Annotated in this window: 1 pseudogene; it reads right to left on the bottom strand. The window is 70.7% G+C overall.

Annotation, left to right across the window (positions count from 1 at the left end):
- Positions 1-399, bottom strand: a pseudogene (locus tag BN358_RS27230) (RNB domain-containing ribonuclease); the annotation flags it as partial.

Genomic DNA, 399 nt, shown 5'->3' with positions numbered 1-399 from the left:
ACGCGGAACTCCACCCGCCCGGACAACAGACGGCCGCGACCAGAGTCGCCGCCACCTGCTCGCCGAGAACGAGCTCTGCCCCCTTCACCTTCGCCTCCACGGCCGGCTCGGGGATCTGCAGGACGCCAAGGTCGTCCTCCGGGTCGACCTCGAGCACCGTGCCGGTGAACGTGTGGCCCAGCTGCGGCGCCAGCACCATGGCCTCGACCAGGTCGACCACTCCTCGCTCGTACTTCTTGGCCCGGCGGTTCGAGTTGTCCATCACCGCAGGCAGGCCGGCCATCGACTGGCTCACCCAGTCCGGCACCTCCTGCCCCGCGCAGATCGCCACGCAGATCTCGCCGGTGTAGCGGTCGACCAGCCGACGCAGCGGCGCGGTCACGTGGGCGTAGGGCGCTG

Source organism: Sedimentibacter sp. B4, assembly GCF_000309315.1.
Classification (GTDB): Bacteria; Bacillota; Clostridia; order Tissierellales; family Sedimentibacteraceae; genus Sedimentibacter; species Sedimentibacter saalensis.
The sequence above is the reverse complement of the archived record's forward strand: the minus strand, read 5'-3'. Positions and strand labels throughout refer to the sequence as shown.